Raw genomic sequence first — 24405 nt, forward strand, 5'->3', positions numbered from 1 at the left:
GGCAGGCACCGGCCGCAAGGCCGGCATCACCGGAGCCCGGCCGTGGAGGAGAAATGGCCGAGCAAGACCACCAAGGGGAGAAGACCATGCTCAGGAAGAAACTGGCCTATAGAACCGCGACGGCGCTGGCCGCCGGCCTGTTCGCACTGGCGGGGATCGGTGCCGCCGCCGCACAGGACGTCATCAAGCTCGGCTCGATCACCACGCTGGAAGGCCCCTTCGCCACCGGCGGCCAGGACGCCTACCGCGCCATGGAAATGGCGCTGGAGGAGATCGACTACACGATCAACGGCAAGAAGATCGAGTGGATCCGCGAATCCTCCAACGCCCAGGCCGATGTGGCGCTGGCCCGCGCCCGCAAGCTGATCGAGCAGGACAATGTCGACATCATCGTCGGCCCGCTGTCGGGCGCCGAAGGCATCGCGCTGCGCGACTACTCGCGCACGCTGGAGGGCAAGACCATCGTCAACGGCTCGTCGGGCGCCGCCGACACCACCTTGCGCGATGCCTCGCCGAACTTCTTCCGCTTCAGCACGGAAGGCACCCAGTGGATGGCCGGCCTCGGCAACCACGTCTACAAGGACCTGAATGTCGGCCATGTGGCGCTGGTCGCCGCCGACTATGCCTTCCCCTATGCGCAGGTGATGGGCTTCATGCTCGAATACTGCCAGGCGGGCGGCGCGGTGACCAAGCTGTGGTCGCCGCTCAACACCACCGACTTCGGCTCGATCATCGCCAACATCCCGCAGGATGCCGGCGCCATCGTGCTGATCCAGGGCGGCACCGACGCCCTCGCCTTCCTGACGCAATATGCCGAGGCCGGCGGCGACCTGCCGATCATCGGCGGCTCGATCACCGCCGACCAGACGCTGCTCAGCGCCCGCGGCCCGCACCAGCGGCTGATGGAGGGGATGCTGGCGGCCGGCCCGATCGCCGACCTCAACGAGGACCCGATGTGGGTCGCCTGGGTCTCCGCCTATCGCGAGCGCTTCCCCGACGGCTTCGACTCGCCCTCGATCCACGCCTTCAACTACTACACCAACACCAAGGCGGTGCTGCTGGCGCTGGACGAGGTGGGCGGCGACCTGTCGGACGGCCAGAAGGCGTTCCAGGAGGCGCTGGCCAAGGTCGAGTTCAAGAACCCGATGGGGGCGAATGTCCGCCTCGACGAGAACCGGCAGGCGATCTCCGACATCTTCCTGACGCGGATCGTCAATGACGGCGGCACGCTGCGCACCGCCGCCTTCGGCAAGACCGAGGGCGTGACCCAGACGATGGGCATGGACCGCGAGGCGTTCCTGGCGCTCGGCGCCCCCTCGCGCGACAATCCGGACTGCCCGCCGGCCAACTGAGGCTCCCTCCCAGCCTGCCTCCTCCCGCGTGCCGCGCGGGGGGAGGCTCCTTCCGATACCAGCATGCAAAGACAGCAGATGCTCGACACGACGACACGCAAGGACCGGACGGAGGCTTTGGCGCCGACGGCTGCCGCGCCCCCTGCCCTGGTGACGGAAAACGTCGGCCGCAGCTTCGGCGCCCTCAGGGCCGTCAGCAATGTGTCGATCACCATCGCGCCGGGCGAGCGGCGCGCGATCCTCGGCCCCAACGGCGCCGGCAAGACCACGCTGTTCAACACGATCTGCGGCGACCATCCGCCGACCGCCGGGCGCATCCTGCTGTTCGGCGAGGACATCACCCACCTGCGGCCGCACAGCCGCGCGCGGCGCGGCATCGGCCGCACCTATCAGAGCTCGCTGCTGTTCGACGGGCTGAGCGTCCTGGAAAACCTCTATCTCGCGGTGCGCGGGGCAATGCCCGGGCGGCTGTCGCTGTGGAAGGCGGGACGCAGCGATGCCGCGCTCGCCAAGGCGCGGCGGCTGGCCGAGCAGGTGCGCGTCGACACCATCGCCGGGGCGCGCATCCAGTCGCTCTCGCACGGCCAGCGCCGGCAGGTGGAGGTGGGCATGGCGCTCGCCTCCGATCCGCGCCTGTTGATGCTGGACGAGCCGGCGGCGGGGCTTTCGGCGGCAGAGCGGCCGGAGCTGGTCAAGCTGATCCGCGACCTGCCGCGCGAGCTGACCTTGATCCTGATCGAGCACGACATGGATGTGGCCCTGCCCAACTCGGACATCGTCACCGTGATGAAGGACGGCGAGGTGGTGGTGGAAAGCACGCCCGACCGCATCGCCGACGATCCGGTGGTGCAGGCGATCTATCTTGGAGGCGAACACTGATGGGCGGCCGTCTGGAGATCGACGACCTGCATGTGACATTCGGCCAGGCGGTGATCCTGCAGGGCGTGACGCTGTCGCTCGATCGCGCGCCGCTGTCGCTGGTCGGGCGCAACGGCATGGGCAAGTCGACCCTGTGCCATGCGATCATGGGCATGGTGGCGGCGCGCCAAGGCTCGGTGACGCTGGACGGCCGGCCGCTGCTGGGCCTTGGTCCCAGCCGGGTGGCGCGCGGCGGCATCGCCCTGGTGCCGCAGGGGCGGCGGATGTTCCCCTCGCTCTCGGTGCATGAACACCTCTTGCTGGTGGCCGGGCGGAGCAAGGGCGCCTGGACGGTGGAGCGGGTCTACGAGACCTTCCCGCGCCTTGCCGAACGGCGCCGCAACGGCGGCCACCAGCTCTCGGGCGGCGAGCAGCAGATGCTGGCGATCTCGCGGGCGCTGTTGATGAACCCGCGCATCGTCATCATGGACGAGCCCTCGGAAGGGCTGGCGCCGGTGATCGTCGACCACCTGATCGAGACGCTGCGCGCCATCGCCGCCGAAGGCATGGGCGTGCTGCTCGTCGAACAGAACATGCGGGTTGCGACCTCGGTCTCCGACCAGGTCGCGATCATGGTCACCGGGCGGATCGCCACGACCATGCCCGCGCGCGACCTGGAGGCCGACCGCGACGCCCAGCGCCGCTATCTCGGCGTCAGCCATGGACATTGAAGGGCGGGAGACGGCTTGATGGGCAGGACGGTCTATGTTGTCGGCACCTGCGACACCAAGGCGGAGGAACTGGCCTATGCCAGGTCGCTGATCCGGGCCGCCGGCGTCGAGGCGGTGCTGGTGGATGTGGGAACCCGGAGCGAGACGGACGTCGCCGACGTGCCGGCGCGCGAGGTCGCCGCCAGGCACCCGGGCGGGGCGGAGGCGGTGCTCGGCGGCAGCGACCGGGGCGCGGCCGTCGGCGCGATGGCCGAGGCGCTGACGATCTGGCTGACGGGCCGGGACGACATCGGCGCGGTGCTGGGCCTCGGCGGGTCGGGCAATACGGCGCTGGTGACGCAGGCGATGCGGGCGCTGCCCGTCGGCGTGCCCAAGCTGATGGTCTCCACCGTCGCCTCCGGCAATGTCGCGCCCTATGTCGGGCCGACCGACATCGCCATGATGTATTCGGTCACCGATGTGGCCGGGCTCAACGCCATCAGCCGGCGGATCATCGCCAATGCCGCCCATGCCGCCGCCGCCATGGCGCTGTGGCAGGCACCGGCGGCGACCGACGACCGGCCGGGCGTCGGCATGACCATGTTCGGCGTCACCACGACCTGCGTCGATCAACTCCGCGAGCGGCTGGGCGACAGCTACGAGTGCTATGTCTTCCATGCCACCGGCACCGGCGGCCAGTCGATGGAGAAACTGGCGGAATCCGGCCTGCTCGCCGGGATGATCGACGTCACCACGACCGAGGTGCCGGACCTTTTGATGGGCGGGGTGTTTCCCTGCACGCAGGACCGGTTCGGCGCGGTGGCGCGCACCCGCCTGCCCTATGTCGGCTCGGTCGGGGCGGTCGACATGGTGAATTTCGGCGCGCTGGAAACGGTTCCGGAGAAGTACCGGGACCGCAACCTCTATGTCCACAATCCGCAGGTGACGTTGATGCGCACCACGGCGCAGGAGAACGTCGCCATCGGCCGGTGGATCGCCGAACGGCTGAACTGCTGCGAGGGCGAGGTCCGCTTCCTGCTGCCGCTCGGCGGGGTCTCGGCCATCGACGTTCCCGGCATGCCCTTCCACGACCCTGAGGCCGATGCGGCGCTGTTCGCCGCCATCCGCGACACCCTCGCCATCACCCCCAAGCGCCAGTTGATCGAACTGCCCTTCACCATCAACGATCCGGCCTTCGCCGATGCGGCGGTCGCCGAATTCCGAAAGATCGCGTCATGAACGAAGTACCCAACCCCAAGACCTCCTCCCGGCCCGCCCGGCCGACGCGCCGCGAGCTGCTGGACCGGTTCCAGGACATGGCAAGGCGCCGGATCCCGATCATCGGCGGCGGCGCCGGCACCGGCCTTTCGGCGAAATGCGAGGAAGCCGGCGGCATCGACCTCATCGTCATCTACAATTCCGGCCGCTACCGCATGGCCGGGCGCGGCTCGCTGGCCGGCGTGCTGGCCTACGGCAATGCCAATGAGATCGTGCTCGACATGGCGCGCGAGGTGCTGCCCGTCGTCAAGCACACACCGGTGCTGGCCGGCGTCAACGGCACTGATCCTTTCGTGATCATGCATGACCATCTCGACCGGCTGAAGGCGCTGGGCTTTGCCGGGGTGCAGAACTTCCCGACCGTCGGGCTGATCGACGGGATGTTCCGGCAGAACCTGGAGGAGACCGGCATGGGCTTCCACCACGAGGTCGAGATGATCCGCCTTGCCGCCGAGAAGGACCTGCTGACGACGCCCTATGTCTTCTCCTCCGAGGAGGCCATCGCGATGGCCGAGGCCGGCGCCGACATCCTGGTCGCCCATATGGGCCTGACCACCGGCGGCTCGATCGGCGCGGAGACCGCGCGCACGCTGGAGGACTGCGTGCGCGACATCGGCGCCTGGGCCGAGGCGGCGCGCAGCGTGCGCCCGGACATTCTCGTCATGTGCCATGGCGGGCCGATCGCCAACCCGGAGGACGCCGAATTCGTGCTGCGCAACACACCAAGCTGCAACGGCTTCTACGGCGCCAGCTCGATGGAGCGGCTGCCGGCGGAATCGGCGCTGATCGACCAGACCCGGCGCTTCAAGCAGCTCAGCTTCTGAGGGGAGAACGATCCATGGCAAGGGCTTTCGCCAGCACCCTGATCGACGCGCCGGTGGAGGCGGTCTGGGCAATGGTCCGCGACTTCAACGGCCTGCCGGACTGGAACCCGGCCGTGCGCGACAGTTCCATCGAGGGCGGCCTTGCCTCCGACGTGGTCGGCTGCGTGCGCGCCTTCACGCTTTCCAACGGCACTTTCGTGCGCGAGCGGCTGCTGTCGCTCGACGACAGCCGCTACAGCTTCACCTACAATTTCGAGACGCCGGCCTTCCCGGTCGACAACTATGTCGCCGGCATGGAGCTGATCCCCGAGACGAAGAGCGGGCGCACCTATGTGCAGTGGTGGGCGACGTTCGATGAGAAGCCGGACGATGCGGGGCGCTTCACCGAGATCGTCTCGCGCGATGTCTTCGCCGCCGGTCTCGCGGCGCTTGCCGAAAAGCTCATCGGCGCGAGCGCGCCGGCGGGGGCCGAGCGCTGGCAGGGCCTGCGCCCGGCCAAGGTGTTCACCTCCAGTACCATCACCGCGCCGGTCGAGACGGTCTGGGCGAAGATGCGCGACTTCGCCGGCATGGGCGGCTGGCACGAGGACATCACGAAGATGCACATGCTCGACGGCGTGCGCTCCGACAAGGTGTCGGGGGTGCGCGACTTCCTGTTCGGCGAAGGCCTGCTGTGGGAGCAGCTCACCTATCTCTCCGACAGCGAGCGTGCCTTCCGCTACCGCATCCTGAAAAGCCCGATGCCCTGGCTCAACTACCATGCGGGCGCGCGGCTCTATCCGGTCACCGACCGGGATCACACCTTCGCGGTGTGGACCGCCGACTGGACCGCCGCGCCGCAGGACGATCTGGAGCTGATCCCCAACGTGCATGGCAATGTCTTCCAGAAGGCGTTCGACACGCTGGAGGCGCAACTGGGAGGCGGGGCCGACCGCTAAGTCAGGATCACCGATCCGGCGCCGGCCTTGCGGGCCGCGGCGATGGCAAACGTGGCGATCGCGGTGTCCTGCGCGCCCGTGCCGGTGAGATCGCAGAGGGTGATCTCGTCGTCCGAGCCCCGGCCCGGATGGCGCCCCGCGACGATCTCGCCGAGCTCCGGCGGCGTGCCGCCCTGCCACAGGCCCGCGGCGATGGCGGCGCGCAACTCGCCGAGGGCCTCGCACTGGCTGACCCGGTCGCAGACATAAAGATCGGCGGCGGCGAGCGCGGCCGGGTCGATCTCGTTCTTGCCGGCCTGATCCGAGCCCATCGCCGTGATGTGCAGGCCGGGATGCAGCCATTCGGCCTTGACGACCGGGTGCTCCGCCGGGGTGGTGGTGACGACGAGCTGGCTCTGCGCCACAGCCTGGGCCGGGTCAGAAACGACCTCGGCCGCAATCTTCAGCCGCTCGGCGATGTCGGCGGCGCAGGCCTCCGCCTTCGCCCTGTCGCGCCCCCAGACGAGGACGCGGGAGAGCGGGCGCACCAGATGGGCCGCCTCGATCTGCAGCCGCGCCTGGACGCCGGTGCCGATGACCGTCGCCGTCTCGACCGTTGAGGGCGCAAGATGGCGCGCGGCGACGGCGCCGGCAGCGGCCGTGCGCACATCCGTCAGGTAGCCATTGTCGAGCAGCAGCGCCTCGACCAGGCCGGTCTTGGCGGAAAACAGGATCATCAAGCCGTTGAGGCTCGGCAGGCCGAGCTTGGGATTGTCGAAGAAGCCGGGGCTGACCTTGATCGCGAAACCGTCGAAGCCGGGGATATAGGCGGTCTTGACGTCGACCTCGCCATTTGCCTGCGGGATCGCCATCGACAGGATCGGCGGCATGATCACGGTGCCGGAGGCGAGAGCGGCGAAGGCACGCTCGACCACATCGACGGCGGCAAGATCCAGATGCACGAGACCGCGCAGCTCGCCGGCGGTCAGGACGGTTACCTCATGCGCCATAGCCACGCCCTTTTACCTCGACCTCGCCGAGACGAATGCCGCGCCCGACGACGATGTCGGTGAAGGTGATCATGTCGACATTGCGGCCCGTCAGGATGGTGGCGACCGGGCCGTCGAAGGCCGGCAGTCGGCCGGCCCGCATCGCGGCGACGCCGACGACGCTGGCGCCTTCCGCCACCATGCGGTCCTCGTAGTAAAGCGCCTGCATCGCCTCGTAGATCTCCTGCTCGGTGACGAGGACGCAGTCGTCGAGCAGGTCGCGGCACAGGGCGAAGGTCAGCCGGTTGTCGAGGCCGATGCCGCCGCCGAGGGAATCGGCAAGGCTCGCCACCTCCTCCACCTCGACCGGGTGGCCGGCGCGGATGGAGGCGAACATCGCCGCGCCGCGCTCCATGGTGACGCCGACAACGCGGATCGACGGCTTGATCGCCTTGGCCGCCAGCGCGACGCCGGCGGCAAGCCCGCCGCCGGACAGCGGCACCAGGATCGCCGCAAGATCCGGGCGGTCCTCCAGCATTTCGAGGCCAATGGTGCCCTGGCCGGCGATCACCAGCGGGTCGTCGAAGGGAGAGATCTCAATGAGCCCCTCCTCGCGCGCCAGCCGGCGGCTTTCGGCATGGGCCTCGTCCTGGCTGCGGCCGGCAATGCACACCTCGGCGCCGAGCGCCAGGATGCCCTCGACCTTGGCTCGCGGCACCAGCTCGGACATGCAGATGACGGCGCGAAGTCCGGCGGCGCGCGCCGCGAAGGCAACGCCGCGGCCGTGATTGCCGGTGGAGCAGCAGGTGACGCCGGGCGCCCCATCGGGCACGGCGGCGACCGCATTGAGCGCGCCGCGCAGCTTGAACGCGCCGATCGGCTGCGCCGTCTCCAGCTTCAGCAGCAGGTCGCCGTCCACGGCGAGCGAGGGCACCATAGGGGTGCGCGCGGCAATGCCGGCAATGGCGCGCCGCGCCGCCAGGATGTCGGCGAGATCGACGCTCACGTCGCCTCCTTGACCGCGCTGAGGAACTGCTGGGTGCGCTCCTTGCGCGGATTGCCGAACAGCTCGTCCGGCGTGCCCTGCTCCTCGATGCGGCCGCCATAGAAGAAGCAGATCCGGTCAGAAATGTCCTTGGCGAAGCCCATCTGGTGGGTGACCATCAGCATGGTGAGATTGTGCTCGGCGACGAGCTGGCGGATGACGTTGGTCACCTCGCCGATCACTTCCGGATCGAGCGCCGAGGTCACTTCGTCGAACAGCATCACCTTGGGCCGCATGGCCAGCGCGCGGGCGATCGCCACGCGCTGCTGCTGGCCGCCGGACAGGCGCGAGGGATGCTGGTCGCGCTTGTCGGCCATGCCGACCATCGCCAGCAGTTCCTCGGAGCGCTCGCGCGCTTCCCGCTTGGACAGGCCGAGCACATGCACGGGACCTTCCATGCAGTTTTCCAGCGCCGTCATATGCGGGAACAGGTTGAAGTGCTGGAAGCACATGCCGATCTTCGAGCGCATCTTGCGCATGTGGCGATTGTCGGCGCGCACCAGCCCGCCGCCGCGCGGCATATGCGTCAGCGGCTCGCCGTCGACATAGATGACGCCGCCATTGATGGTCTCCAGCGTCATCAACATGCGCAGCACGGTTGTCTTGCCCGAGCCGGAGGGGCCGATGATGGTCACCATCTCGCCTTCCGCAACGTCGAGGTCGAGCGAGTCCAGCACCACCAGGCTGCCATAGGACTTGGTGACCTTCTTGAAGCTGACCATCGGGGTCGCCTCGCCCTCGAGCCTCAAGGGGAAGGCGGAAACGTCTGTGGTGTCCATCAGCCCATTCCGAGTTTGCGGCGAACCCAGGTCTCAAAGACCCGGATCAGCGCCGCCGTTGGCAGCGAGATACAAAGGAAGATGATGCCGACCAGCGTGAAGGGCTCGAGAAAGCGGTAGGTTTCTGAGCCGATGGCGTTGGCGGTGTGCATCAGTTCCGCCACGCCGATGACGGAGAGCATCGGCGTATCCTTGAAGATGCCGACGAGATAGTTGCCCATGCCGGCAAGCGAGGGCGGCAGCGCCTGCGGAAGGATGACGCGGAAGTAGGTGCGCGCCGTCGACAGGTTGAGCGACTTGGCCGCCTCCCACTGGCCCTTCGGCACGCATTCCAGCCCGCCGCGATAGACCTCCGACAGGTAGGCCGCATAGTGCAGGCCGATGGCGATCATGCCGGCCGTCCAGGGCGACAGGCGGATGCCGAATTGCGGGCCGACATAGAAGACGAAGAAGATCTGCAGCACCAGGGGCGTCGAGCGGATGAACTCGACCGCCTCGCGCACCACCACCGTGAGCGGGCGGAACGGCGTGCGCTGCGCCAGCACCAGGGCAAGGCCGAGCACGACGGCGATGGCATAGCCGAGGCCGGCGGCGAGCAGGGTGTTGCCGGTGGCGACGATCAGCCGGGGCAGGATCTGGAAGGTGAAGTCCCAGCGCCAGTCGAACATGGCTCAGGCCCTCCCCATCTTGCGCATCATCACCCGCTCCAGCCAGCGCATGAACGGCGTGATCATGAAGCGCGCCAGCACATAGTAGATGATCAGCGCGGTGCCGAAGGTCTCGGCCGAGAGGAAGGTGGTACCGTTGATCTGCTTCACCTGGAACATCAGGTCGGCGACGGAAATCAGCGCGACGAGCGCGGTGCCCTTCAGCAGCTCGATCAAGAGGTTGCCCCAGGACGGCAGCATGATCAGCACCGCCTGCGGCAGGATCACCCGGATCATCCGCTTGGCCGGCGACATGTTGAGCGCCAGCGCCGCCTCCCATTGCCCCTTGGGCACCGAAAGGATCGCGCCGCGCACCAGCTCGGCGCCATAGGCGCCGAGATTCATGCCCACGGCGACGAAGCCGGCGGTGAACTTCTCCAGCGTGATGCCGAACAGCGGCAGCACGAAGAAGATCCAGTAGAGTTGGACGAGCAGCGAGGTGCCGCGAAAGATCTCGATATAGACGGTGGCGAGGCCGCGCACCGCCATGTTCGGCGCCATCCGCATCAAGCCGGCAGCAACCGCGATCGCCACCGCCAGCAGCGCCGAGAGCACCGTCAGCGCCATGGTGATCAGCGTGCCGCTGGCGATGCGGTCGCCATACTGGCCGAGGAATTCGAAATAGGACATGCCGCCCAGCCCTTTGCTCTCCGACCTTGCTCAAGGCCACGACGGCGCGGCGGGCACCGCGCCCCGCGCGACTGCAGGGGAAAGGCGGCGGACCGGCCGCGCCGGCCCGCCTGTCGTCGTCATGTCAGCGGTTGGCGCAGACCCATTCGGTGGTTCGCTCGCCCGGCAGCGAGCCCTCGCCATAACCGTATTCGGCAACGGCGGCGAGCATCTCTTCAGAGCCGATATAGGCGGCCTGGGCCTCGTTGAACTTGTCGAGGAAGTCCTGGTCGGCCTTGCGGAAGCCGATGCCGGCCCAGTTGAAGGAGTCCTCCGGCATGGCGTTGGGGTCGGAGGCCTCTACGGCACCGCCCGAGCTGTCGGCGAGCTGCTTCATGGTGAAGTAGGTGCCGGCGCCGGCATCGGCGCGGCCAGCGCGCACGGCGGCGAGGATTTCGGTCGGACCGGGCACCTGCATGATGTTGGCATCGGCAACGCCGGCGGCCCTGGCGGCCTCGATGTTGGAATAGCCGGCGCCGGTGACCATCACCGCATTGGCCGCCACGAGGCTCTCATAGTCGCTGATGTTCTTGGGGTTGCCCGGCGCCACGATGAAGCCGTCCCCGACCTTGGCCATCGGCTCGGAGAAGGCGATGTTCTCGCAGCGGCTCGCCAGGATGTTCATGCCGCCGGTGACGATGTCGAAGCGGTTGGCATTGAGGCCGGGAATGAGGCCGCCCCACTCGGTCTGCACCGGCTCGATGGTCTCGTAGCCCATCGACTTCAGCACGCCGATGGTGAAGGCGTTGACGAAGCCCTTGGGGCTGCCGTCGTCGCCCGGATAGGCGAACGGGATCTCGTTGGCGAAGCCGATGCGGATCGGCTCGCCCTTGTCGGCGCGCTCCAGCAGGGACTGGGCATTGGCGGCGCCCACGAACCCATAGGCAACCGCGGCCATGCCGAGCGCGGCAAGGCCCTTGAAGATGGCACTTTTCATCAGACAGCTCCTCTGTTCCACCACGTTTTGCTTGTTATGTTGTGCACAACATCATGCCGCATCCGAGCCTGTCAACGAATTTTCTCGGAGAAATCGAGAGACATCTCAACGCCTTTTCGAAATTCGGATTTAGTTGTACACATTGGCAAAAATACCCTGCCGTCGAAGGTGAGGGAGACATGACGCCGCGCCCGGGCCGGGCGCCTTGCCGTGCGCGGGGAAATGCCGGACAAGGGCGGCTGGAACGGAATGCGGGAGTGGCGCGGTTGGCGGCGAAAGAAGACGGGAACCGGATGGGAGGCTGGAGGGGAAAAGCGGACGCGCCGATGACAGTGGAGAATGGCACCCAGCGACCTGCCGAAGAGGGGGCGCGCGGGCGCTTCGAGCGAATCTACCGGACCTTGCGGATGCGCATCTGCCTGCTCGACCATGCGCCGGGCAGCCGGCTGCGCGAGGAGGACCTGGCCGAGGAGTTTCGCGTGTCGCGGACCCCGATCCGCCGCGTTCTCGTCAAGCTGGAGGCGGAGGGGCTGCTGCGCTCGGTGCACGGGGTCGGCACCATCGTCACCGATATCGACGTCAACGAGCTGGCGCAGGTCTACGAACTGCGGGTGGAACTGGCCGAACTGGTCGGCAGGCTGTCGCCGGCCCCCGTCGACGCGGCGCTGATCGCCCGCTTCCACGAGATCCGGGCGCGATGCGACGCGATGGTGAGCGAGGGCGATCCGCGCACCTTTTCGCGGATCAACATGGACTTCTTTCATCTCTACAACGCGCTGACCACCAACGGGCCGCTGCGCGAGATCAACGAGCGGCTGTATTATCAGACGGCGCGCATCTGGCTGAAGACGGCGTTGCGGCTGAGGAATTCCAAAGAACTGATCCACACCGAGTTCACGACCTTTCAGCGCGAGGTCGCCGACACCACCGAGGCGATCGAGCATGGCGACCTCGTCGCCGCCGGCCATGTGCGGCGGGCGCATATTGCCATGAGCTTCGCCAGGATCCGCAAGGCCAGCGAGACGGAGGGGCGCCCGGTGATCGCCCCGACGGCGGGATAATCGTGCTTGCAGCAAAACCCGCTGGACCATGCTCCAGATCAATGATTCCCTCGTTGCCGGCGGGCACTATGCCGGCGGAGGGCTCTTCCGATGGACATCACCTTTCTGCTTGAGATCGTCGACGAGGCCGAACTGGCGGCGCTGTTCGGCCTCGCCACCGGCGCCGTCTTCGGCTTCGCCGCCCAGCGCTCGTCCTTCTGCCTGCGCGCGGCGACGGTGGAGTTCGCGCGCAAGCGGCTCGGGCCGCGCATGGCGGTCTGGCTGCTGACCTTCTCGGCGGCGGTGATCTGGGTGCAGGCGGCCCAGCTTGCCGGCCTGTTCCGCAGCTCCGACGCGCGAATGATGGCGGTGGCCGGCTCCTGGTCCGGCGCGATCGTCGGCGGCCTGATGTTCGGCGCCGGCATGGTGCTGGCGCGCGGCTGCTCCGGCCGGCTGCTGGTGCTGGCGGCGACCGGCAACCTGCGCTCCGTCATTTCCGGACTGATCTTCGCCGTGGTCGCGCAGATGACCCTGCATGGCTGGCTGGCGCCGCTGCGCCAGTGGCTGGCCGGACTGTGGGTCACCCCCGGCGGCCACAATGTCGACCTTCTCCCCGCCCTGTCGCTGCCGCAGGAGGCGGGGCTGGTGCTCGGCCTTGCCTGCGCCGCCCTCGCCCTGTGGCTGGCGCTGCGCAACGCCATCGGCTGGTCGACGCTGGTCTTCGCCTCCGGCGTCGGCTTCGCGATCGCCCTCGGCTGGACGCTGACCTTCACCCTGGCGCAGGTCGCCTTCGAGCCGATGAGCGTCACCTCGGCGACCTTCTCCGGCCCCTCGGCCAATACCTTGATGTTCTTCCTGACCGACAATCCGGTGCTGGATTTCGACATCGGCCTGGTGCCCGGCGTGTTCCTCGGCGCACTCGTCGCGGCGGCGCTGGCGCGCGAACTGAAATTCCAGGGCTTCGACGGCGAAAGCCAGATGCGCCGCTCCATGCTCGGCGCGGCGCTGATGGGCTTCGGCGCCATGCTGGCCGGCGGCTGCGCCGTCGGCGCGGGCGTCACCGGCGGCTCGATCTTCGTCGCAACCGCCTGGCTGGCGCTGGCCTGCATGTGGGTCGGCGCGGTGGTGACCGATGCCCTGGTCGACCAGGCGCCCAGCGCCGCCACTCCCAGTACCTCTCATCATGATCCGGCCGCCCCCGAGACCGTGCCTGCCGAGTAGAGGGCCGACGTAGACGGGCGGCAGGCCGGACCGGCCCTCTCAGATGTCGGCGATGAAGCGATAGGCGCCGCCGGCGCGTTCGGCGCGGCCGATGCCGCCGTCGGGCAGGTGGAAGCCGACGAGGCGCATCCGCTCGCCGGCGAGCCGGTCGAGCAGGGCAAGCCGGGTGGCGGCGGCAAGATCCTGGTCCTGATCCGATCCCGAGGCCCAGCCCGGCTGTTCGAAGGCAATGTGGTGATTGCCGATGGCATCGCCCACCACCATCACCGGATCGCCGCCGGCGGCGATCTCGAAGCCCATGTGGCCGGGCGTGTGGCCGGGCGTCAGCCGGGCGACGATGCCCGGCAGGGCCTCATCGCCCTCCTCCAGCCGGCGCAGTTGGTCGGCGATGACCTCGAGCCGCCGCTGGGCGCCGATGGCGAATGTCGCCCGCGCCTCGCCGATGCTGGCGACCGTGTCGGGGTCCATCCAGTAGTCCATTTCCGCCGCGCCGATCATGAATTCGGCATTGGGAAACAGCGGCTCGTCGAACTCGTCGAGCAGTCCCCACAGATGGTCGGGATGGGCATGGGTGAACAGCACATGGGTGATGTCCTCGATCGTCACGCCGAGCGCGTCCAGCGCCTCGCCGAGCTTGCCGGCGCTCGGCTGAAAGTCCGGCCCGGCGCCGACGTCGAACAGGATCGTGTTGGTGCCGTCGCGCAGCAGCGTGACGTTGCACGGCGGGGTGAGCTGGTCGCGGGACAGGCCGTGACGGGCGATGATCCCGGCAAGCTCGTCCTCGGGCATGCCGCCGAGGATGAAGTCGCCCGGCAGCATCAGCATGCCGTCGGACAGGGTGTCGAGCCGGGCCGCGCCAAGCTCCAGCGAGGCGGCCGACCAGACACGGTGGCCCGACAGAGGCAGGGCGGCGGCGGCGCTGGCGGCGAGAAACTGGCGACGGGAGAGCATGGCATGGACTCCGAAAGACGGGGGACTCCGAAAAAACGCGGGGGGTCGGAAAAGAAGGCGGGCGCCCGGACAAGGGGCGCCCGCAGGTGGGGAGGAGGCGTTATCCGAAGATGTCGGCGGTGATGCCGGCATACCAGCCGAGGGATTCCTCGAAAGTGACCTTGCGCAGGGCCGCGTCCTCGCCGGTCTGGCTGATGAAACTGTGCACGGAGGCGATCTTGTCCGGCGTCGGCTCGTAGGAGGCGCCGACCTTGACCCCGTCCTCCGGCGCGATCAGCGACCAGCAGGTGTTGGAATATTTCGCCGGGAAGGTCCTGGAACCGGTCAACTCGCCGCGAATGGCCATGGCCGCGACCTTGGCCTGGGAATTGGCGGAGAAGGCGGACTTGGGCATGTCGCCCTGGGCCGAGCTGTCGCCGAGCACCCAGACATTGGCATCCAGCTTCGACTGCATCGAGGCCGGATCGACCGGCGCCCAGCCACTGTCGTCGGTCACGCCGGCGATCTGTGCGATCTTGCCGGCCATCTGCCCGGGAATGACGTTGCAGACGTCGACCTTCTGCACCTCGCCGTCGACGACGACCTCCATCGCCGCCGGCCGCACCTCGACCGAGCCGCCGCCGAAATCGGGTCCGACCCAGGTCACCATGCCGTCGTAGTGCCGCTGCCAACCCTCCTCGAACAATGCCTGCTTGGAGTATTTGTCCTTGGGATCGAGCACCAGGATCTTGGCGGTCGGATTGCTCTGCTTCAGCAGATGCGCGACCATGCTGATGCGCTCATAGGGCCCGGGCGGGCAGCGATAGGGGTTCGGCGGCGCCACCATGGCGAAGGTGCCGCCCGCCGGCATGGCCTCGACCATCTTCTTCAGAAGCTGGGTCTGCGGCCCGGCCTTGTAGGCATGCGGCATCACCTCCGCGTCGGCCAGCGACCAGCCCGGCACCGACCCGTCCTTGAAATCGATGCCCGGAGACAGCACCAGCCGGTCATAGGACAGCACCTGGCCGCCAGCGAGGGTAACGGTGCGCGCCTGCCGGTCGACGGCGGTCGCGGTGTCGTTGATGACGGTGACACCGCTGGCCGCGAGCCCGTCATAGCCGTGCTGCAGGCTCTCGAAGTCGCGGAAGCCGCCGAGATAGAGATTGGAGAAGAAGCAGGTCGTGTAGATCGGGTTGGCCTCGATGAGAGTGACATCGATGGCGCCCTTGCTGTCCTTGGCCAGGTAACGGGCCGCTGTCCCGCCACCGGCACCGCCGCCGATCACCACGACCTTCGGCCGCGACTGGCCGAACACGACAGGGGCATGCAACACGCTGCCGGCCGCCAGGCCGGTGGCGAGAAAAGTGCGTCTGCTCAAGGTCATGCGCGTTTCCTCCGGGGTGTCCTGCCCCCTTGCGAGCGCGGTGGATCCGCGCGTCGTTCCGTCTCAGTCGAGGGTGGTGAAATACGCGGCGAGCGCCGCGATCTCCTCGTCCGAAAGTCGTCCGGCCATCATCTGCATCACCGGATGCGGCCGCAATTTCCGCTTGTAGGCATGCATGGCGGCGACGAAATCCTCCGTCGGCCAGCGGGTGATCGACGGAATGCCCTGGTCGCTGCCGTCCCGCTGGTGACAGGTGGTGCATTCCGAGGAGAGGTATTCGCCGAAATCCGGATCGCCCTGAATGGCGAGGATCGCCGGGTCGAGAACCAGCCCGCTGGCGCGGGCCGTCGGCTCCGCCTCGGGGATGTTCTGCGGCTTGTCGGACCACTCGCGCAGATAGGCGAGCAGCGCCGAGCGGGCCTCGGCATCCTTCATGCCGCGATAGGCCATCCGGGTGCCCGACACCAGGCTGCGCGGGTTCTCGACATAGGCGTCCAGCGTGTCCAGGGTCCAGACCAGCCCGTCGCTGCCCATCCGCGCCATCGACCTGGAATATTTGTAGCCCGGGGCGCTGCCCGCCGTGCGGCCGAAGACGCGATTGAGCTGGGGGCCGACGCGGTTGACGGCGCCCTTCCCCAGTTGATGACAGGCCGAACACTGGCGCGCGAACAGCAGCGCGCCGCGCTCCGCATCGCCGATCGGCGCTGCCACCACCGACCCCATCCTTACCCCTACCGCCGCACCGACGGCGAGCAGGACCAGGGCGGAGAGGAGGCGGCGGCGGCGCATCGTGCTACTTCCCGAGCGAGGCGAGATAGGCGATCACCGCGTCCCGCTCGCTGTCCTTCTTGAGACCGACAAAGGCCATCTTGTTCTTCGGCAGGAAGCCCTTGGGATCGGCGAGATAGGCATGGAGCGTCTCCGCGTCCCAGACCATGCCGCCGGCGCCGGCCTCCAGCATCACCTTGGAATACTTGTAGCCATCCGCCGCCCCGACCGGAGCGCCGACGATGCCGTTCAGAGCGGGACCGACCGCATGCTTGGCGCCCTCGCCGACCTTGTGACAGGCGGCGCATTTCTTGAAGACGCCGACGCCCTCGGCGATCAGGGCCGGATCGGCGGCGGCGGTCTCGGCCACGGGAGCAGGCTCCGCTGCCGCCGGAGCGGCGGCGACCTCGGTTTCCGCGGCGGTCTCGGTGGCGGATGCGGGATCCGCCGGCAGCGCGGCGGCGTCCGAAAGCGGCGGCAGGGTTCCGGCGGGGCGGCCGTCGGGATCCTGCGGCGTGACGTTCAGCTCGACCGCCCGCTTGGTGATCGCCACCGGCTGGCGGCAGTCGCTCATGCAGGGCTCACCGCTGAACAGCGGATATTCGGTCTGCGGCCGGTCATCGGGATAGAAGCCGACGGTATTGGGCAGTTCGACCTCGCGGAAATTCTCGTCGGAGAGGACGAAATCCTCGTCCACCAGCCCGTTCGAATAGAGCAGGAAGGCAGTGATCGCATAGGTCTCGTCGACGCTGAGGGTCTGGGCGGCGCCGAACGGCATCGAGCGATGCACATAGTCCCACACGGTCGACAGATACGGCCAGTAGCTGCCGACCGTCTTCACCGGCCGGCGATCGGTGAGGGTGCCCTCGCCGCCGGCCAGCACCGGCCAACTGTCGAGGCCCTCGGCGAACTCGCCGTGACAGGAGGCGCATTTCTCGGCGAAGACCTCGTCGCCGGTGGCGACATCGCCGGAGCCGGGACGCAGGCCCGTGCCGTCGGGCAGCACGGCGACGTCCCAGGCCGCAATTTCCTCCGGCAGCGCCTCGCGGCCGAGGCCGAGCTTGCCGGCCAGCGCCGGCGTCGCCAGCAGCGCACCGGCGCAGATCGCGAGGATCAGGACGTCACGCGACTTCGACATTCTCGACCTCCCCGTCGGCCTTGACCCACCAGGTCTGGATGCCGTTGTTGTGATAGACGTTGTTGAGTCCGCGGATCTCGCGCAACTGATCCTTGGTCGGCTGGACATAGCCGGTCTCGTCGACGGCGCGGGACTGCAGCAGCAGCTCCTCGCCATTCCAGTCGATATCGAGGTGGAAGCGGGTCAGCGCCTTGGGCAGGGCCAGCCCGGAGAGCCGCGCGCTCTGCCAGTTGACGCCGCCGTCGAGCGAGACGTCGACCCGGGTGATGCGGCCATTGCCCGACCAGGCAAGGCCGGAGATCACCAGCGGCCCCTTGCCATGGCGGATCGGCACCTGCGGCGAGGGCGAGGTGATGACCGATTTGGCATCCATCACCCAGGTCCACTTGCGGGCCCGGCCGTCCGGCATCAGGTCGGTGTATTTCGAGGTTTCCTCGCGGCTTTCCACCGCCTGGTCATAGATGCCGAGGCGGCGCAGCCACTTCACCCACATGTTGCCTTCCCAGCCCGGCACCACCAGGCGGACGGGATAGCCATGCTCCTTGCGCAGCGCCTCGCCATTGGCGAAGAAGGCGACCATGACGTCGTCCATGGCCTTTTCCAGCGGCAGCGAGCGGCCGTTGGAACTGGCGTCGGCGCCTTCCGCATAGACCCACTTGCCCTCGGGCTTGACGCCTGCCTCCTCCAGCAGCAGCCGCAGCGGCACGCCGGTGTATTCCATGTTGTGGATCATGCCTTGGGTGTACTGGCAGCCCTCGAGCTGCGCCCCGGCCCATTCCATGCCGCCATTGGCCGCGCATTCGCAGAAGGCCGTGGTGACCGAGCGCGGGAAGCGCAGCAGGTCCTCGAAGGTGAACACCAGCGGCGTGTCGACCAGGCCGTTGATCATCAGCCGGTAATCCGCCTTGCTGAGCTCGATCGCGCCGGAATGGTGCCGCTCGAAGGCGCAGCCCTGCGGCGTGATCGTGCCTTCCAGCGCGTGGATCGGCGTGAAATTGATCGAGGAGACCGGGCTTTCGGTCAGCCATTCCACATTGCGCCGAACCACATGGGATTCGAAACGGATCGGCATGCCGTAGGGCGTGGCGTCGACCGGATCGCCGAAGCTGCTGGCCCAGTCCTGCACCTCGACAATCTTGGGATCGGGGCCGGCCGCGCCGGCGGTGGCACTTCCGGCGACAAGACCCGCGCCGGCCAAGGCCGTGCTGCGCAGGAAGTCGCGGCGGGAGGTGCGGGCGATTGGTTCGTCGGACATGGCGAACGCTCCTTGCTTCGTCTCAGATACCGGTCACGACGACCGACGTGTTGGGCTCCAGCTTCACCGAGCCGAGCTTGCGCACATGCGCTTCGATCACATCCCAGATCTGTGGGCCCTCGGTGCCCTCGTTGACGCTGGCCCAGCCGGCGACGGTGTAGGAGCGGCCGGCCTCGATCGCCTCGCCGGTGTCGACAAGCGCCATGTCGGAGATGCGCTGGCCGATCGGCTTCGACACGTCGATGGCATAGGCGAGGCCGCCGATACGCACCATGTCGCCGCCCTGCTGGTAGTAGGGATCGGGGTTGAAGATGTTGTCGGCGACATCCTCCAGGATCGCCCGGATCGTCTCGCCGGTCATTTCGGTGCGGTAGCAGGCGCCATAGGTCATCGAGGTGACGTTGTGGATGTCCTCGCGGGTGATCGGATCGCCCGGCAGCAGCGTAGTGCCCCAACGCACCCCCGGGGACATGGCGATCTCAGCGTCGCGCTCGGAGCGGATCGCGTCGCAGATCAGGTCGTCCCAGGTACCGTTGAAATTGCCGCGCCGGTAGAGCAGGCTCTCGGTGGTGCCGATCTGCTCCTCCAGTTGCGCCTTGAACGGTTCGCGCTCGCCGTCGATCAGCGCCGCCATCTCCGGATCGGGCTCGATCACGTCGGAGAAGATCGGGATCAGCTTGTGGCGATAGCCCATCATGCGCCCGTCGCGCACGTCGAGATCGACGCGCGAGACGAACTTGCCGTTGGAGCCCGAGGCGATGAGGATGGTCTCGCCGACAAGCACCGGCTCGGGCACCGCGTCATGGGTGTGGCCGGTCAGGATGACGTCGATGCCCTTGACCCGGCCGGCCATCTTGCGGTCGACGTCGAAGCCGTTATGCGACAGGCAGACCACCAGATCGGCGCCGTCGGCGCGGACCTCGTTCACCACCGCCTGCATGCGCTCCTCGCGGATGCCGAAGGAGAATTCCGGGAACATCCAGCCGGGATTGGCGATCGGCATATAGGGGAAGGCCTGGCCGATGACCGCCACCTTGACGCCGCCCTTCTCGAAGACCTGATAGGGCTCGAAGGCCGGCTCGTCCCATTCGGCGTCGAAGATGTTGGCGCCGAGGAAGGGGAACGGCAGTCCCTCGACGATCTCCTTCACCCGATCGGTGCCATAGGTCCATTCCCAGTGGCTGGTCATGGCCTCGACGCCCAGGGCGTTCATGACATTGACCATGTCCTGCCCCTTGGTCAGGAAGCTGGTCATCGAGCCGTGCCAGGTGTCGCCGCCGTCGAGCAGGATCGAGTCCGGCCGCGCCGCCCGGATCGCCTTGACCACGGTGGCGACCCGGTCCATGCCGCCCATCCGGCCATAGGCCCGCGCCAGCGACGCGAAGTCCTCGCAGGTCAGCGCATAGGCGTCGGCGGAACCGGGCGCGATGTCGAACATCTTCAGGAAGTCGGCACCGGTAACATGCGGAACGTGGCCCTTGGCGCCGCCGACGCCGAGATTGACCTCCGGCTCGCGGAACCAGATCGGCTTCAACTGGGCATGAATGTCGGTGACATGGATCAGCGTCACATTGCCGAAATCGTCGAACCGCAGCAGTTGGTCCTGGGTCAGTGCCTGCTGCGCGGCGAGCCGCGCCCAGTTGCCGAAGCCGCTGGTGCCGACAATGGCCGAGGCGGCCATCGACGCCTGCAGGAATTCCCGGCGCGTGATCATTCGCTAACTCCTTGCCGCGGACGCACCTCCCCCGTCCGCGCCGAAGCGCGCCGCGTGGCTGTCCGCATGTGAAAGACGGTGTTCGAGGGCGGCCGGCCGACCGGCGCGGCCGCCCCCTGACATCAGCGCGGGTCCGACCTCAATGCCGGACCGAAACGCCCTCGACGCTGAGCCCGTTGCCGCGCGAGGCGACATAGAGTTCCAGAGCCTTGAACTCGTCCGACCCGGCCTTGAAGGTCTCCGCGCGGGTGTCGCGCACGCAGCCGATGAAGCGCTGCTGCGCGCTGACCATGCCGGCGTCCTTCAGGCGATAGGTCGGAAAGCCGTTGACCTGGCCCTGGGACAGGTGATCGGCGCGGATCATCTGGCCATAGTTGTCCTCGTGACAATTGGCACAGGACATCTCCAACTGGCCGTAGCGCGTGTAGTAGATCTCCTTGCCCTTCTCCCAATAGGAGGCGGCGGGCCCGTCGATCGCCACATTCACCGGCTCGCCACGCGACTGCATCGAGATCAGCGCCAGCATGTCCTTCATCTTGTTGGACGTCCAGCCCCACGCCTCGAGACCCATGTGCCGGGTCACGCATTCGTTGACGTAGTCCTCGACCAGCATCAGCTTGCCCGAGGCCTGATCCACGCGCGGGGTGACCGCGCGCAGGCCGCGCATGCTGTCCGGCTCCTGGTGACAGCCGGCGCAGGATTCGCCCTTGGCACCCATCGGATTGTTCCAGGCGTCGAGGCCTCGGTCGACGAACACCATGGCCGGATTGTCGAAATCGTCCCGTTGCAGGTCGCGGGTTTCGTCCTCGCGGAACAGCCAGCCCGAATAGATCTCCCGCAAGGCGCCCTGCAAGTGCTCCGGCGGCGACGTCTTCGTCACGAATTCGATGGTGCCGTCATCCGTCTCGACGACGAGCGTGTCCTCCACCGGATCCGCCAGCACGGTTCCGGCCATCGCAAGGCCGAACGCCGCGACGGCGGTCCTGATGATTATGTTGCGCGGCTGCATGAGCCCTCCTCCCAAACCCGGTGTGGCAGCGCGATCAGGCGATTTCGATCGCCTTGACGTCTTCGTAGACGGAGCCGTCGTCGTCGTACCAGGTGAACTTGATGTCACCCGCGGCATCGACCCTGACGTCGAACTCGAAATAGGGGTTGGTCGACACCGCCGGGTCGATGGCGATGTCGACGACGTTGACGCCGTTGAAGTCGCAGGTGAACCGGTTGATGATCGAGCGTGGGATCAGCTTGCCGTCCTTGTCCTTGCGCTGGCCGGATTCCATCTGGTGGCTGATCAGCGCCTTGATCGTCACCACCTCACCGGCGGACGCCGACTTCGGGACCTTGACCCGGGGCTTTGCATCGCTTGCCATATTGCCTCTCCTATTGCCTGACGATCAGCCGCCGCAGCCGCCGATGGTGACCTTGACGGTCGCTTGCGCCTGACGGATCGATCCATCGGCCATCTTCGCCAGCGCGACCACATCCTGGGTCTGGGCGAGACGGATGCGGGTCGCCGCCCGCTGGCTGCCGGCCGCCGGGCCGAAGGTGAAGGTCGCCACCGCCGGCTCCGGATTGCCGGTCGCCAGCAGCATGATGGCGACGGCGCCCGGCGCATCGACGCCGATCGGCACCGTGTTGCCGTTCTCGGCGATCTCCGGCGCGGTGATCGAAATGCCGTCACCGGCCGGGGTGGCGCCGCCGGTGAAGGCCGCCGTCAGTTCCTCGATGGTGGCCGCCTGGGCAAGGCCCGGCACGGCGGCCATGGCAAGGCCGCCAAGCCCGACCCAGAGCACCTCGCGTCGTGTCAGTTTCATAGTCATCTCCTTGAGCGTCGCGCTGCCGCGTCAGTCCTTGAGGGTGAGAAGATAGGCCACCACATCCTCGATCTGCTGCGCGCTGAGGATGGGGGGAAGCGGTTCGGTGCCCGCCTTGCCGCTGAAGCCGTCGCCCGGACGGACGAAGCCGTCGGTCTTGTAGAAGGCCGGCATGAACGAGCCGTCGAAGGTCATCTTCGCATTGGCGACGATGCCGCGCAGTTGCGCCTCGTCATAGCGATCGGCAACCCCGTCCAGCATCGGCGCGATCGTGCCGGGGAACTCGACATCGGGCAACGCCTCGATGGCGTGGCAGGCGACGCAGTTGCCGAGGGCGTTGGTCGTCATGACCTTGATGCCGACCTCGGGATCGCCGGGGACGCCGGTGAGCGAGGCGGCGACGGCCCCCTCCTCGTACTTGACTTCCTTGGGTGCGGTTTCAGACAGGGCGGGCGCCACCATGGCCATGGCCATTGCGCCCCCCAGCACGAGCCAGCGTGTCATTGCTCTCCTCCCAGAGTGCTTCCTCGGTTGCAAGGATAGCAACCCTGCCATCCTTCTTGCAATAGAGATATATATTTTTTTGAATATCTTAATTTATCTCTGTTTGTCAAATGCTTGCGGTCACTGCTGGCCGGCCATGCGGCGCGCCAGATAGGCTTGGAAGTGCTCGCCCGATTCGTAGCCGTGCTCGCGCACCCAGGTCAGCAGCGCCTCGGTCGTGCCCTTGCCGAAGGCGCCCGGCATCATCGCGACAGCCGCCTCAGCGGTCGTCTGGCCCGGCGAAACGGCTTCCGGCAGGAAGATCAGCGTCGGCGTGAACAGGACGCCCCAGCGCGTCGCCATCGCCTTCTCCGGCAGCACGGTGCCGTCGAAGTCGGTCACCTCGACATCGCCGAACAGGTTGATCTGCACCACGAAATACTGCTCGCGGATCAGCGCCTCGATCGCCGGGTCGGTGAACACCTCCTCATGCATGCGCGTGCAATAGATGCAGCCGCGCTGCTCGATGGTGATCATCAGCCGCTTGCCCTCCGCATTGGCCTCGGCGAGATCGTCGCGCAGGTCCTTGAAGGTTTCGCGCAGCCAAGCCGGCTTGTGCAGACCGTCGTCGCCGAGCTCGGCGGCGGAGGCCGGCAGCACGGCCAGCCAGCCGATGACGGCAAGAATGGCAAGACGGATCATGACGATATCTCCCTTCGATAGGTCGGCGTGGCGATCAGATCAGCGTGACGATCAGGCCGGCGAGGCGTTCAGGTCAGCGTGGCGCTCCAGTCGAAATTGCGGATCATCCAGTCGGCGATCAGATTGACCGAATTGGTGGCAATCAGCAGCCCGAACAGGATGAGCATCACGCCCATCGCCTTCTCCACGTAGCCCATCAGCCGGCGGTGACGGGCGACGAAGCCGAGGAACGGCCCGGCGAAGAGCGCGGCGACGACGAAAGGCAGGGTCATGGCGAGACCATAGACGAGCAGCAGGGCGCCGCCGCGCCAGACCTCGCCCATGCCGCCGGCGACCATCAGGATCGCCGCCAGTGCCGGGCCGACGCAGGGCGTCCAGCCGAAACCGAAGGCAAGGCCCATGACATAGGCCCCCACCAGCGTCGTCGGCCGCGCGCCGCTCTGCACCCGCGCCTCGCGGTAGAGCAGGCCGATGCGCAGCACGCCGAGGAAATGCAGGCCGAAGACGATGAGCACCGCCGCCGCTGCCCAGGACAGCACCTCCCGCCATTCCAGGAACACCCGGCCGAGCGCCGTGGCGCCGAGCCCCAGCAGCACGAAGATGGAGGTGACACCGAGCGCGAAGGCCAGCGCCTGAACCATCAGCCGGCGCCGGGCGCCGGGCGAGATGACCTCGCCCTCCCGCAGCTCCGCCGCCGACAATCCGGCCATATAGGACAGATAGAACGGCACCATCGGCAGGATGCAGGGCGAAAAAAAGGAGAGCAGCCCCGCCAGGGCGGCCCCTCCGAAGCTGATTTCCAGCATCCGCCCCTCCCCCCGACGCGTCAGCCTTGTTCGGTCTATTCAATTATATTAGGATATTCCTATGTGAATATAGGTTTGTCAA

26 protein-coding genes are annotated in these 24405 nt (G+C 67.5%); 8 read left to right on the forward strand and 18 right to left on the reverse strand.

Annotated elements, in window-relative coordinates:
• The first annotated feature begins 86 nt into the window (after positions 1-86).
• From TSB10GB4_RS15480 to TSB10GB4_RS15505, 6 genes are all read left to right on the forward strand, one after another.
• Entirely contained in the window at positions 87-1352 is a 1266-nt protein-coding gene (locus TSB10GB4_RS15480) for an ABC transporter substrate-binding protein (RefSeq protein WP_186396454.1), read from the forward strand.
• Positions 1353-1430: 78 nt separating this feature from the next.
• Positions 1431-2231, forward strand: coding sequence for an ABC transporter ATP-binding protein (locus tag TSB10GB4_RS15485; protein WP_186396569.1), 801 nt, complete (start codon positions 1431-1433; stop codon positions 2229-2231).
• Positions 2231-2941, forward strand: a complete 711-nt coding sequence (locus tag TSB10GB4_RS15490; protein ID WP_186396455.1) for an ABC transporter ATP-binding protein — start codon at positions 2231-2233, stop codon at positions 2939-2941. The genes TSB10GB4_RS15485 and TSB10GB4_RS15490 overlap by 1 nt, the downstream gene beginning before the upstream one ends.
• Positions 2942-2959: 18 nt before the next feature.
• On the forward strand, positions 2960-4159 hold the full coding sequence (locus TSB10GB4_RS15495) for a Tm-1-like ATP-binding domain-containing protein (RefSeq protein WP_186396456.1): 1200 nt from the start codon (positions 2960-2962) through the stop codon (positions 4157-4159).
• On the forward strand, positions 4156-5022 hold the full coding sequence (locus tag TSB10GB4_RS15500) for a phosphoenolpyruvate hydrolase family protein (protein ID WP_186396457.1): 867 nt from the start codon (positions 4156-4158) through the stop codon (positions 5020-5022). Before TSB10GB4_RS15495 ends, TSB10GB4_RS15500 begins: the two co-directional genes overlap by 4 nt.
• A gap of 14 nt (positions 5023-5036) precedes the next feature.
• A complete protein-coding gene (locus tag TSB10GB4_RS15505) occupies positions 5037-5960 on the forward strand; it encodes an SRPBCC family protein (RefSeq protein WP_186396458.1) in 924 nt (307 codons plus the stop codon).
• Here the strand turns inward: TSB10GB4_RS15505 and TSB10GB4_RS15510 are convergent.
• The 6 genes from TSB10GB4_RS15510 to ehuB form a co-directional block, all read right to left on the reverse strand.
• Positions 5957-6949 (reverse strand): cyclodeaminase, encoded by a 993-nt coding sequence (locus tag TSB10GB4_RS15510; protein WP_186396459.1) that lies wholly within the window; start codon positions 6947-6949, stop codon positions 5957-5959. The genes TSB10GB4_RS15505 and TSB10GB4_RS15510 overlap by 4 nt on opposite strands.
• Positions 6939-7934, reverse strand: a complete 996-nt coding sequence (gene eutB, locus TSB10GB4_RS15515; protein WP_186396460.1) for a hydroxyectoine utilization dehydratase EutB — start codon at positions 7932-7934, stop codon at positions 6939-6941. Before eutB ends, TSB10GB4_RS15510 begins: the two co-directional genes overlap by 11 nt.
• Complete coding sequence (ehuA, locus tag TSB10GB4_RS15520) at positions 7931-8752, reverse strand: ectoine/hydroxyectoine ABC transporter ATP-binding protein EhuA (RefSeq protein ID WP_305849851.1); 822 nt, start codon at positions 8750-8752, stop codon at positions 7931-7933. The genes eutB and ehuA overlap by 4 nt, the downstream gene beginning before the upstream one ends.
• Positions 8752-9420, reverse strand: a complete 669-nt coding sequence (gene ehuD, locus TSB10GB4_RS15525) for an ectoine/hydroxyectoine ABC transporter permease subunit EhuD (RefSeq protein WP_186396461.1) — start codon at positions 9418-9420, stop codon at positions 8752-8754. Before ehuD ends, ehuA begins: the two co-directional genes overlap by 1 nt.
• 3 nt (positions 9421-9423) lie before the next feature.
• A complete protein-coding gene (gene ehuC, locus TSB10GB4_RS15530) occupies positions 9424-10089 on the reverse strand; it encodes an ectoine/hydroxyectoine ABC transporter permease subunit EhuC (RefSeq protein ID WP_186396462.1) in 666 nt (221 codons plus the stop codon).
• 124 nt (positions 10090-10213) lie between these two features.
• Positions 10214-11065 carry an ectoine/hydroxyectoine ABC transporter substrate-binding protein EhuB gene (gene ehuB / locus TSB10GB4_RS15535; RefSeq protein ID WP_186396463.1) on the reverse strand — a complete coding sequence of 284 codons (852 nt, stop codon included), beginning with the start codon at positions 11063-11065 and terminating at the stop codon, positions 10214-10216.
• 326 nt (positions 11066-11391) lie between these two features.
• On the opposite strand from ehuB, the gene TSB10GB4_RS15540 reads away from it, so the two are divergent.
• Together TSB10GB4_RS15540 and TSB10GB4_RS15545 are read left to right on the forward strand one after the other, a co-directional pair.
• A complete protein-coding gene (locus TSB10GB4_RS15540; RefSeq protein WP_186396464.1) occupies positions 11392-12126 on the forward strand; it encodes a GntR family transcriptional regulator in 735 nt (244 codons plus the stop codon).
• 90 nt (positions 12127-12216) lie between these two features.
• Positions 12217-13326 carry a YeeE/YedE family protein gene (locus TSB10GB4_RS15545; RefSeq protein ID WP_186396465.1) on the forward strand — a complete coding sequence of 370 codons (1110 nt, stop codon included), beginning with the start codon at positions 12217-12219 and terminating at the stop codon, positions 13324-13326.
• Positions 13327-13365: 39 nt separating this feature from the next.
• Here TSB10GB4_RS15545 and TSB10GB4_RS15550 read toward each other — a convergent pair whose 3' ends face one another.
• The 12 genes from TSB10GB4_RS15550 to TSB10GB4_RS15605 all read right to left on the reverse strand — a co-directional run bounded on the left by TSB10GB4_RS15550 (position 13366) and on the right by TSB10GB4_RS15605 (position 24323).
• Entirely contained in the window at positions 13366-14277 is a 912-nt protein-coding gene (locus tag TSB10GB4_RS15550) for an MBL fold metallo-hydrolase (protein ID WP_186396466.1), read from the reverse strand.
• 100 nt (positions 14278-14377) lie between these two features.
• A complete protein-coding gene (locus TSB10GB4_RS15555) occupies positions 14378-15640 on the reverse strand; it encodes an NAD(P)/FAD-dependent oxidoreductase (protein ID WP_186396467.1) in 1263 nt (420 codons plus the stop codon).
• Between the two features lie 63 nt (positions 15641-15703).
• Positions 15704-16429 carry a c-type cytochrome gene (locus tag TSB10GB4_RS23855; RefSeq protein ID WP_186396468.1) on the reverse strand — a complete coding sequence of 242 codons (726 nt, stop codon included), beginning with the start codon at positions 16427-16429 and terminating at the stop codon, positions 15704-15706.
• A 4-nt stretch (positions 16430-16433) separates the two neighbouring features.
• Positions 16434-17546 carry a c-type cytochrome gene (locus TSB10GB4_RS23860; RefSeq protein WP_186396469.1) on the reverse strand — a complete coding sequence of 371 codons (1113 nt, stop codon included), beginning with the start codon at positions 17544-17546 and terminating at the stop codon, positions 16434-16436.
• The gene (gene soxC, locus TSB10GB4_RS15570) at positions 17530-18801 is read right to left on the reverse strand and encodes a sulfite dehydrogenase (protein WP_186396470.1); all 1272 of its coding nucleotides are present in this window, start codon (positions 18799-18801) and stop codon (positions 17530-17532) included. The genes TSB10GB4_RS23860 and soxC overlap by 17 nt, the downstream gene beginning before the upstream one ends.
• A 22-nt stretch (positions 18802-18823) precedes the next feature.
• Positions 18824-20515, reverse strand: coding sequence for a thiosulfohydrolase SoxB (soxB, locus tag TSB10GB4_RS15575; RefSeq protein WP_186396471.1), 1692 nt, complete (start codon positions 20513-20515; stop codon positions 18824-18826).
• Positions 20516-20654: 139 nt separating this feature from the next.
• On the reverse strand, positions 20655-21524 hold the full coding sequence (gene soxA, locus TSB10GB4_RS15580) for a sulfur oxidation c-type cytochrome SoxA (RefSeq protein WP_186396472.1): 870 nt from the start codon (positions 21522-21524) through the stop codon (positions 20655-20657).
• A gap of 34 nt (positions 21525-21558) precedes the next feature.
• Entirely contained in the window at positions 21559-21888 is a 330-nt protein-coding gene (gene soxZ / locus TSB10GB4_RS15585) for a thiosulfate oxidation carrier complex protein SoxZ (protein ID WP_186396473.1), read from the reverse strand.
• 24 nt (positions 21889-21912) lie between these two features.
• Positions 21913-22332: a thiosulfate oxidation carrier protein SoxY gene (soxY, locus tag TSB10GB4_RS15590; RefSeq protein ID WP_186396474.1), complete on the reverse strand. Its 420-nt coding sequence runs from the start codon at positions 22330-22332 to the stop codon at positions 21913-21915.
• 30 nt (positions 22333-22362) lie between these two features.
• On the reverse strand, positions 22363-22836 hold the full coding sequence (gene soxX / locus TSB10GB4_RS15595) for a sulfur oxidation c-type cytochrome SoxX (RefSeq protein ID WP_186396475.1): 474 nt from the start codon (positions 22834-22836) through the stop codon (positions 22363-22365).
• Positions 22837-22956: 120 nt separating this feature from the next.
• A complete protein-coding gene (locus TSB10GB4_RS15600; RefSeq protein WP_186396476.1) occupies positions 22957-23517 on the reverse strand; it encodes a thioredoxin family protein in 561 nt (186 codons plus the stop codon).
• A 68-nt stretch (positions 23518-23585) separates the two neighbouring features.
• A complete protein-coding gene (locus TSB10GB4_RS15605; RefSeq protein ID WP_186396477.1) occupies positions 23586-24323 on the reverse strand; it encodes a cytochrome c biogenesis CcdA family protein in 738 nt (245 codons plus the stop codon).
• Positions 24324-24405: the final 82 nt, after the last annotated feature.

The sequence above is a fragment of the Stappia sp. TSB10GB4 genome (assembly GCF_900185745.1).
Lineage (GTDB): Bacteria > Pseudomonadota > Alphaproteobacteria > Rhizobiales > Stappiaceae > Stappia.